The following is a 9,308-nucleotide window of genomic DNA, read 5'->3' as shown; positions in this document are numbered from 1 at the left end:
TGTATTTGTCAAGACGATGCTTCTTTATAAACATAAGTCCATAATCTCATACAGGTTATGGACTTATGTACACTACATATATGCATGAGCGAAAACGATTCATTTAAGCTGCTTTTTAATACTTTATTTTCTCTTTCATAGGCAAAACGATTTGTACTATCAATCCTTTGATACCATCCTGTCGGTTGTAGGCCGTGATAGAGCCTTTGTGCGCCATCACAACAGCGTGAACGATAGCCAATCCCAACCCATACCCCCCAGTATCACGATGACGCGCAGAGTCTAACCGCACAAATGGCTGAAAGATACGTTCTAGGTCTTTATCCGCTATACCGCCGCCTTCATCTTTTACGCTGATTTGAATGGCAGATCGACCATCATCTGTCTGAACTGCTTTCATCTCAGCAATGACTGTCGAACCTGCAGCAGTATGCATAAAAGCATTGCGGATGATGTTTTCGAGCGCGCTATGCAATTGCTCCTGATTGCCCTGTATTGTCCAAGCATCTTTTGCGTTTTTTGTACCCGTAGACATCAAACCTTCAGGTGGCTGCCACTGCCAGTAAACCTCTTTATGCTGAAACTCAAAACACACATCTTGTCCGATATCACTGATGATTTCAGTCAAATCGACGGCGTCACTTTCTAGATTGTCGATCGTATATTGCTGCATTTGTAGTGATTGAATATGAATGATTTGCTCAATCAGCTCATTCATCCGCGTGGACTCTTTGTCAATACGGTCAAGATAGCGATTGGCATTAGGGGCAAAGTCGCGAGTCAGCTCAGTTGCCACATCAAGTCGTGCAAGTGGTGAGCGTAGCTCATGAGAGATGTCGCTTAGCATTTGTTTGCGCGCTAGCTCACTCTCAGCCAGTCTCGTCGACAAATGCGCCACGTCTTTGGCCAGTAACCCAAGCTCATCATCACCCATTTTTGACAATGCTGGATTGGCTTGATAATCCCCATCAATCATACGGTGAACCGTGCTTTGTACACGCCCGATACGCTGGATCAATGTACGGCTAAGCCATACACAGATCAACACACTAAAAACGATAATCAAGAGCAGACGTATAGGAAAATTGCCGTGTTGCAACGCAACGACATCTGAGAAACGCAAGTGCGGGCGCAGCTGTATGATAACTGACTGTCCATCGGGTAGCTCAACCGAGATATCGGCCAGCTCAGGACGAGCATCTATCTCTGCAATTGCAGCACTACTCGAGGTTAATGGCTTCAAAATCTCATGCAAGACCGTTGGCGGTTTTTTTGGTACCTCGTCATTATAATTTCTTGGTCTATCGTTGTTGTCCATTCTGGGCTGCGGCATCGGTGGTATAGCACGCTCAACTGACTGCTGACCGTTCTGTAGCCGCTCTTGTGTTCGATCCTCTCGGTCTCGATATCGCGGGAATATAATAGCGCCCTGCTCGTCGTAGACTCTGATTTGATTCATCAGCCGTCTGTCCTGACGATACATCTGCGTGACCGTGGTCAAATCGCCTACTCGTAGTGCTGCAGCCATCTCTTGACGTTTAATTAATAGGCTCTCAATTTGGACATCCATCCGAGCAGTCAGCTCCTTTTCGGCCAACCAGCGCTCGACCACAATGGATAAAATAGAGGTAATCAGGATCGTCAGCAATAAGCTCAAAAACAAACGCCAAAACAGCGTCACACGCACCTTTAGCTTGGGTGACTTTTGAGCGTTTTTGTTAGTGTCCTGCTGGGGCGCTTTTATTGATGAGTTTGTCATTAGAGCACCAGTTGATAGCCTTTTCCACGCACCGCTTTAATTGGTTCGTCATGAAAAGGCTGTAATTTTTTGCGCAAACGAGACACATGCACATCGAGGCTACGGTCAAAAGGCTGCAACTCACGTTGCAAGACATTCTCTGATAACCATGCCTTACTTACCACTTCTCCTTTTTGCTTAAGTAGTGCCACAAGCAAGTCAAACTCCGTTCCAGTCACTTGTAACGCCACGCCGTCTATCTCGCAGACACGCTGGTTTTGGTCGAGATATAAGCGACTCTCTGGTAGCGGTGTATGCTCAGATGTGGTGGTATTGGTTCGTTTGATCACCGCATTGATACGTGCCAGCAGTTCGCGCGGGTTACAGGGCTTGGTGATATAATCATCAGCGCCTAACTCCAAGCCAATAATACGATCGATCTCCTCCCCCTTTGCCGTCAGCATAATCACAGGAATATCACTGATACTTGGCAGTTGACGCAATACGCTCAGCCCATCTATTTTGGGCATCATGATATCGAGCACGAGTAAATCGTAGGCAGCATCGTCGTGCGCCACCGCTTTTAATCGCTGTATAACCGCAGCGCCATCGTGAACACAGTCACAATGGATGCCATGATTGTACAAATACTCTTGTAATAACTGAGTTAACTCTTCGTCATCATCACCTATCAGTATATTTGGCATACGCCTCTCCTTTTACTTTTGATGATTTCAATTGGCTTTCATTGGTCCGGTTACCCATATTATCAGGCATGCGCGTATCAGTTCGCTATAAACGTTACCTTTCTTAATACTTCATAAATGTTCGTAACCTTCAACTGTCGTAATATAGCTCCTATCAGCAGCGAGTGCCGCAGTCTGGAAAAGGATGCTCGCAAGATAAGATTTTAGTGTCTACTAAACCACACTCAACTTCATAAAGGATCTCATCATGAAAAAATTATTATTAGGTTCAGTATTAGCAGCTTCTAGCGTGTTTACCGTGACCGCCTGTACTAGTGTTAATGCAACCACCGATACAACACCCGCGACTCAAATGCAACAGAAACATAAAAATGGCGCTATGAAAGGTCCAATGTCAAAGCTGGATCTAACGGTCACACAGCAAGCCCAAATCAAAGCCATCATGCAAGAAAAGCGTGGCGATCGTACTGCTGATCGTGCACAGCATCAAGCAGAGCGCGCGCAGATGGATCAGCAAATACAAGCTTTGACCAACGCAAGTACGCTAAATAACGCTGCGCTAAACCGCTTGGCTGATCAACAAGCTGCCAAAACCAAACAACGTTTTATCGAGCGTGTACAAACTCAGCATGCTATCTCTCAAGTCCTAACGGCTGAACAGCGTGCAAAAATGGAACAAATGAAATCAGAAAGACAAGAAAAAGGACGCAAGCACTCAAAAGACCGTAAAGGTCATGATGAGCAACGTCCAGGTATGTAAGCGGTTACCCCTGTACTGATCGGTACTAATTTGTCTTTGTATTGCTTATCGACATAGTACCCATCACTATATGAACAAAAAAGCGCATCGTACAAACGGTGCGCTTTTTTATTGAAAATCTTTCTGCTCATCAACGACTGGTCTTACGCATTAATCAATCGAACTAAGACGCTCTTTGGCCATCGGTAGCATGTTAAATATCATCTTACCCACTACCGTGCCATTACCATCACGGTAATATTGCAGTAACTCTGGCGCGTATTCTCTAAGATCGATACTATTGCTTGTATTCGGCGACTGAACATCACGTGGTAGATTTGGGAACGCCATATTTTTGGTATTGATAGCAGCGTACTGCTGCAACACGTCTATCATCATATGATTGCTTTTATCAGAGGCGTTGTCGATATCAAGCTTGCGATGGACATGCTGCCATTTGAGCTGACCCTTTTTATCAAAACCATATAGCTCTTGTACCTCTGTGTGGGCAGCTGCTTGCGCCTCTGATACGTCATCGTTCATTTGTTCTTTTATCATCGCTAGTATTTTTTGTACCATCGCTTTGCTAGTGAATGCCTGTGGGTTTTGAATCGTCTCAAAGGCTGTCATAGGCGCCGCTTCTTCAATGAGTTCTGGATATTGCTTGCTGATACGATCATAGAAAATCTGCATATAACTCTTATAATCGTCACGATAATCATCAAAACTCTGTACTCGGCGAATAATGGATTCGCTTGGCAACATTGCTGATAGCTGATGGGCAGGTAGCTTCGGGGATACCGACGTAAGTGTGTTGGGCGCGACATAATCAAACTGACCAACTGGGGCTGCATCATAAGTCATATCTAACGCGGCAAAGTGGCTTTTTATTACCGCACGACCAAACCCTTTGGGCAATGTACCATCATCGATGGCTATTTTTAGCCATTTGTTACGCCATTTTTCTCCAAGCTTATCGTCTAACAGCTCAGAGTTGATCAGCGCAAGGTTATCTGCCCATAGATAAATATCACCGTTTTTTAAATCAACGTAAATAGGCTGATTGATACTACTATGGTGGTTGCGCGCCTGATACTGGGCGCTGGCGAGCATTGTCGTCTTACCCGCGAGTGGTTGGTAGATTCCTTGCGCATCGATAGATAATGGTTGTAGCAAATACTCATCAAGCAATTGCGCTTTTTTGTTATCTAGTGGTTTTGGTTTGTCCTCATAATCATCGAATAGCGCCTGATACTCTGGTGCAACCTTGATAGTGCTATCATAATGATGATCGTTCCAAGCATTGTAAGCCTTTACGCATTCGACGTACGACTGCTTGATTTTATCACGCTCAGCATCGTAATCAGTCGCTAGAACTTCTTTGTTTTGTTTTTCTGCCTGCAGTATTAGCGCTGCATACGTTTGGTCATGCGCCTCCTCACAGTGTTGATCCACATAGTCTGCTTCAGCCATGTGTCGGCGCTCTGTAGCAGTCAACGGTCGGTTATTGCTGATTCCATTACTTATTTCAAGGTTGCTATGGTAGCTAAATGATTGACGGCGCTGTTTTTGCAACGCATTTGCCAATGTCTTTTTTGCAGTACTAGGTAATGGCTTAGCTGCCGTATTTGGTTGACTGATATTAGTTGCTTGGCAACCTGTTAGTAGTAGTGCCCCTGATAGACAGGCACTGGTCAATAAATGATTGGCTTTCATCATAGATGGCAAACGTAGAGTGATGGTTTTATATATTGTTTTCATTATTTATTCCTAATAGATATGAGCGTAAATGCAGTGAGATAATGCAGCTGAGTCGTTATTTATTATCTGTATCATCTTCGCCGTTGTCAGTACGGCTCTGCTCGATGGCCTCTTCGCCATAGTTACGCTCATAGTCACCACTGTTATAGTCATCACTATTATAATAATTCTCTAGCTCACCATTCTGATAGTCATAACGGGCATAGCGTGCCAGCTGTAGTCTGTCTTTTTTCTCACGCTGTGCGGCTATCCATGCATTACCATCGATAGGAGCGGCTGCTTTTGGACCAAACGATTCCACTAATAATGGCGTTAATGCATGACGATTAAAGCTGGTTTTGTCATAACGTATTTGACTGAGCATAGTCGTCGTAGAGCCCATAAAATCGCTACCAATATTGACACGCTGCTGCTTGGCAAGTAGGCGATCTGAGCTGTCTAAGTAGTAGTAATTGATTTGATTAAATGAGATGGGGCCAATAGCTTCGATGAGCTGCAACAGTGAGCCCACATCAGCACTTTGATAGCCTTTGTTGTACAGCTGCGCTTTGGCAAGTGCAGTCTTTAGCATAGCGCCATCAGGGTATTGTTTTGGATTGGCATCGACATGCGCTTGTAGCGACTGCGTCACATACTTTAGCACTTTACCAATCATCTCACCGCTTTGCTGACTACCAAAATAGACTTTTACTACGCGGGTCGCGCCGACTTCTTTGGCAAATGCATCACCATCAATATCTACCGCGCTAAAATGCTCAGGTGCCAATTCTGCCATGCTTTGTTGTATAGCGTTGAGCACGGCGTCATACAGTACTGCTGGTGGCAGCTGAGCGGTAATACTTTCAGGTAAACCAAAACTTACCGTATGTGCAGCCATTTGTTCAGGTAAAGGGGTGTTTTCAGGATTGACTATGGCGACAAGTGGCATAATGGCCGATGGGTCGACTGTGACCTTGCTGTTATTAAAATCAAATGCGAGAGGAACCTGTATAGATGAGCTGATCGTTGGTGTGGCGTAATCGTAGCTATAGACACTTTGTAATTTTCGCTGCTTGGGGTTGTATTGGCTGACGCTATTGAACGTCAAGTTCTGATACTGATAGGCGTTAGTTGCGGCGATTTGTTCTGGCGTACGGTGGAACATGGTCAGTATATTACCAATCAACCCAGTAGAAGACATCGAGGGCTTATCATCAGCTGATGCCTCTGTCTTAGCCTGCTGTTTTGCCAATTGCATGGCTTCATATTTTGCAGCCATTGTCTTTGGGTTTAACCTTGACATACCTGAGAGCGCACCTCCTGCGCCACTGCCATAGTAGTCATAGTCCTCATAGTTGTCACTGCTATAGTAGTCATCGCTGCCATAACCGTCTTTATCATAGCCATACTTATTGTCAGCGTTGGGATCACCTACTGGTTCATTTTCACCGGCTTCGGCCAATATCGCGGCAATGGCTTTTCTTTCTACCTCGGCAGGATCACTCTCACCGTATTTGTCTTTGTAATAGTCAGACTGCAATGAATCGTCATAATCATCGCTATAAGGCTGATATTCATCGGCCATCCCTTCAGGCTGATAGGCATAGGTTTCTATGATCGTTCTGAGCAAGCTGGTTGATCCTGCATCGATACTGTCTGCATCGATGAACGGTACTGACTGATAGTTCGCTTGGGCGACGGCCACATGCTCTGTCGCTAAGTGCTGACGAATCGCAGCTAGTAAATGCGTCTTGGCTTGGTTCTCAGTACTAGGGTATTTTTCTTGATCAAACAATTGCGCGTAATGCTCGGCCTGAGCGTCTTGACTGGCTGTAAAGGCGCGTCCTTGGCGTTGACTCTGCGCGGTATCTGCACTGCTAAAGTCTATCAGTGTGCTGGTCGACCCTGTATTCGATGATATAAGAGATGCAGATTGACAACCTGCGAGCACAAGCGATGCACTACTCACTAACAGTGCGATAGAAGTCAGTTTGCAGGTTTGATATAAACGATCATTATGGCGCTTAGTATTAGAAAAACAGGTAGGTGCAGCCTCAGTAAAACGCTGTTGATTGCAGGTGTTCAAATGACGTAATGGCATAGCAGTCTCTTTTTATAGATAGACTCATCAATAATGAGTGTACAGTAGTACTGTTATTTATATCACAAGACGTTACAGTTTAGTAAGCGTAGCGTATATTTTTTAAAGGAAAACTTCAATGAGAAGTAATCTCCTCTATACAACGAGGCAATTATGCTAGGTCGTGCTTGAATGAAAACAACTGAAATTACTGACAGAGTTGCTCATCTTGTATCAACACCTCATTGTAGAAGCTAATAAACAACTTTCTACTATTCGTTATTTTCGCTATCATTCAGACATCTCTCTAATGGTTTATCTTTACTCGCCCAAAAAGGACTTTGCGATGTCACGACTCCCTTTTCATGCTGATCAGACTGTTCAGCAGATTCATTCAAAAACTAGAAACCAGCTAAAAACTAATATATTGCTAATCACAAGCGCCTTGCTACTGTCTGTTTCAGCCCATGCACTTGAGCCAACCGTTCCGGCAAATAGCGCGACGGTCAATAATACCTCTATCAATACCAGTGCAATAAATTTAGCCATTATGGCGGACAATCCAACCGTCCTATCTGAAACCAAACGCATCACACGAGCCAAAACCAGCACTCTCAAAACCACGTCCAATAATGCCAATAGTGATCAGGCCATCTACTCTGAAGATGCGATTCACCATCCGCTATGGGTAAAAAACGGCATGGTTGCCACCCAAGAAGCACTTGCCTCTGATATTGGTTTGCAGATTTTAAAAGACGGTGGCAATGCCGTCGATGCTGGGGTCGCGGTTGGCTTTGCCTTAGCAGTGACCTTACCGCGCGCAGGCAATCTTGGCGGTGGCGGTTTTATGATGATTTATGATGCCAAACAAGGCAAAACAGTCGCCCTTGATTACCGTGAAAAAGCCCCAAGTAGCGCCTCTCGTGATATGTATCTCGACGATGAGGGCAACGCAGTTAGTGACTTATCTCGTTATCATGGCTTAGCCGTTGGCGTGCCAGGGACAGTAGCGGGGCTGTTAAAAGCACTAGAAGAGCATGGTACGATGAGCCGCGAGCAAGTTATGGCACCAGCGATTGCCTTGGCAGAAGATGGTATAACAGTCACCGCAGGCTTGTCCGAGTCGCTCACTGCTTTGAGTGATCGCTTGCAAAAATGGCCAAGCACCAAAAAAGTGTTTTTCAAAGCAGATGGCAGCGCTTATCAGCCAGGCGAGCGGTTAAAGCAGCCTGAGCTTGCGCAATCATTAAAACGGATTTCGGCACAGGGAGTAGACGGATTTTATAAAGGTGAAACCGCACGTAAAATTGTCAACGCGGTCAATGAAGCAGGCGGTACTATGAGCATGCAGGACTTAGCCGATTACGATGCCATCGCCCGCGAACCTGTCAGAGGCAACTACCGTGATTATGAGATTGTATCAATGCCACCGCCCTCCTCTGGCGGTATTCACATTATTGAGATATTAAATATTTTAGAAGGTTATCCCCTCAAGGACTACGGTCAAAACAGCGCACAGACTATTCATTTGATGAGCGAGGCCATGCAACTGGCGTATGCGGATCGTGCTGAGTACCTAGGGGATTCTGACTTTATCGATGTCCCTGCTAGCGGCCTAACGTCACAAGCCTATGCGGATAAACTGCGCACGTTAATCGACCTGAACAAAGCCACGCCAGCATCGACCATCAAAGCCAACAACCCGCTACCTTATGAGAGCGATCAAACCACGCATTTCTCTATCGTTGATAAAGACGGCAATGCCATCGCCAACACCTATACGTTGAACTTCTCTTATGGCACTGGTCTCGTGGCTGACGGCACAGGTATTTTGTTAAACAATGAAATGGATGATTTTTCTGCAAAGCCGGGGGTACCCAATGGTTACGGACTGCTAGGCGGCGAAGCAAATGCCGTTGAAGCCAATAAACGTCCGCTCTCCTCGATGAGTCCGACGCTGGTGTTTAAGGACAGTAAACCTTATATCGTCACGGGCAGTCCAGGTGGCAGTCGTATCATTACCACGGTCACCCAAATCATCTCCAACGTCATCGACCACGACATGAATATCGCGGAAGCAACGCACGCGCCGCGCATTCATGACCAGTGGTTGCCTGACGAGATTCGAGTCGAAAAGGCACTGAATATCGATACGATCAAAAAATTGGAATCTATGGGTCACACGGTCAGTCCAAAATCAGCCATGGGCTCCACGCAGTCGATTATGCTCACACCAAACGGCGTTTATGGCTCTTCTGATCCCCGTATAGTTGATGCAGCGGTGGTTGGATACTAGATCAAACT

At 45.5% G+C, this 9,308-nt stretch carries 6 protein-coding genes; 2 read left to right on the top strand and 4 right to left on the bottom strand.

Annotated elements, in window-relative coordinates; translation table 11 throughout:
* Window positions 1-115: 115 nt before the first annotated feature.
* On the bottom strand, window positions 116-1,759 hold the full coding sequence (locus AC5JPY_RS00820) for a sensor histidine kinase (RefSeq protein ID WP_493851766.1): 1,644 nt from the start codon (window positions 1,757-1,759) through the stop codon (window positions 116-118).
* Window positions 1,759-2,445 carry a response regulator transcription factor gene (locus AC5JPY_RS00815; protein WP_443524028.1) on the bottom strand — a complete coding sequence of 229 codons (687 nt, stop codon included), beginning with the start codon at window positions 2,443-2,445 and terminating at the stop codon, window positions 1,759-1,761. Before AC5JPY_RS00815 ends, AC5JPY_RS00820 begins: the two co-directional genes overlap by 1 nt.
* Before the next feature lie 247 nt (window positions 2,446-2,692).
* Between AC5JPY_RS00815 and AC5JPY_RS00810 the strand changes: the two genes are divergently transcribed.
* Window positions 2,693-3,205: a Spy/CpxP family protein refolding chaperone gene (locus AC5JPY_RS00810; protein ID WP_493851765.1), complete on the top strand. Its 513-nt coding sequence runs from the start codon at window positions 2,693-2,695 to the stop codon at window positions 3,203-3,205.
* A gap of 150 nt (window positions 3,206-3,355) precedes the next feature.
* On the opposite strand, the gene AC5JPY_RS00805 is transcribed toward AC5JPY_RS00810, so the two are convergent.
* Together AC5JPY_RS00805 and AC5JPY_RS00800 are read right to left on the bottom strand one after the other, a co-directional pair.
* Window positions 3,356-4,945, bottom strand: a complete 1,590-nt coding sequence (locus tag AC5JPY_RS00805) for a hypothetical protein (RefSeq protein ID WP_493851764.1) — start codon at window positions 4,943-4,945, stop codon at window positions 3,356-3,358.
* 55 nt (window positions 4,946-5,000) lie between these two features.
* The gene (locus tag AC5JPY_RS00800; RefSeq protein WP_493851763.1) at window positions 5,001-7,025 is read right to left on the bottom strand and encodes a hypothetical protein; all 2,025 of its coding nucleotides are present in this window, start codon (window positions 7,023-7,025) and stop codon (window positions 5,001-5,003) included.
* Between the two features lie 325 nt (window positions 7,026-7,350).
* Here AC5JPY_RS00800 and ggt point away from each other — a divergent pair, with 325 nt between their 5' ends.
* Complete coding sequence (gene ggt / locus AC5JPY_RS00795; RefSeq protein WP_493851762.1) at window positions 7,351-9,300, top strand: gamma-glutamyltransferase; 1,950 nt, start codon at window positions 7,351-7,353, stop codon at window positions 9,298-9,300.
* The last annotated feature ends 8 nt before the right edge of the window (window positions 9,301-9,308 follow it).

The sequence above is a fragment of the Psychrobacter sp. H27 genome (assembly GCF_059072655.1).
This window is presented reverse-complemented; position numbering and strand designations above follow the sequence as displayed.

Coding starts and splice junctions, on each gene's coding strand:
- AC5JPY_RS00820 (WP_493851766.1), bottom strand. CDS start 1,759: ATGACAAACTCATCAATAAAAGCGCCCCAGCAGGACACTAACAAAAAC.
- AC5JPY_RS00815 (WP_443524028.1), bottom strand. CDS start 2,445: ATGCCAAATATACTGATAGGTGATGATGACGAAGAGTTAACTCAGTTA.
- AC5JPY_RS00810 (WP_493851765.1), top strand. CDS start 2,693: ATGAAAAAATTATTATTAGGTTCAGTATTAGCAGCTTCTAGCGTGTTT.
- AC5JPY_RS00800 (WP_493851763.1), bottom strand. CDS start 7,025: ATGCCATTACGTCATTTGAACACCTGCAATCAACAGCGTTTTACTGAG.
- ggt (WP_493851762.1), top strand. CDS start 7,351: ATGTCACGACTCCCTTTTCATGCTGATCAGACTGTTCAGCAGATTCAT.
- AC5JPY_RS00805 (WP_493851764.1), bottom strand. CDS start 4,945: ATGAAAACAATATATAAAACCATCACTCTACGTTTGCCATCTATGATG.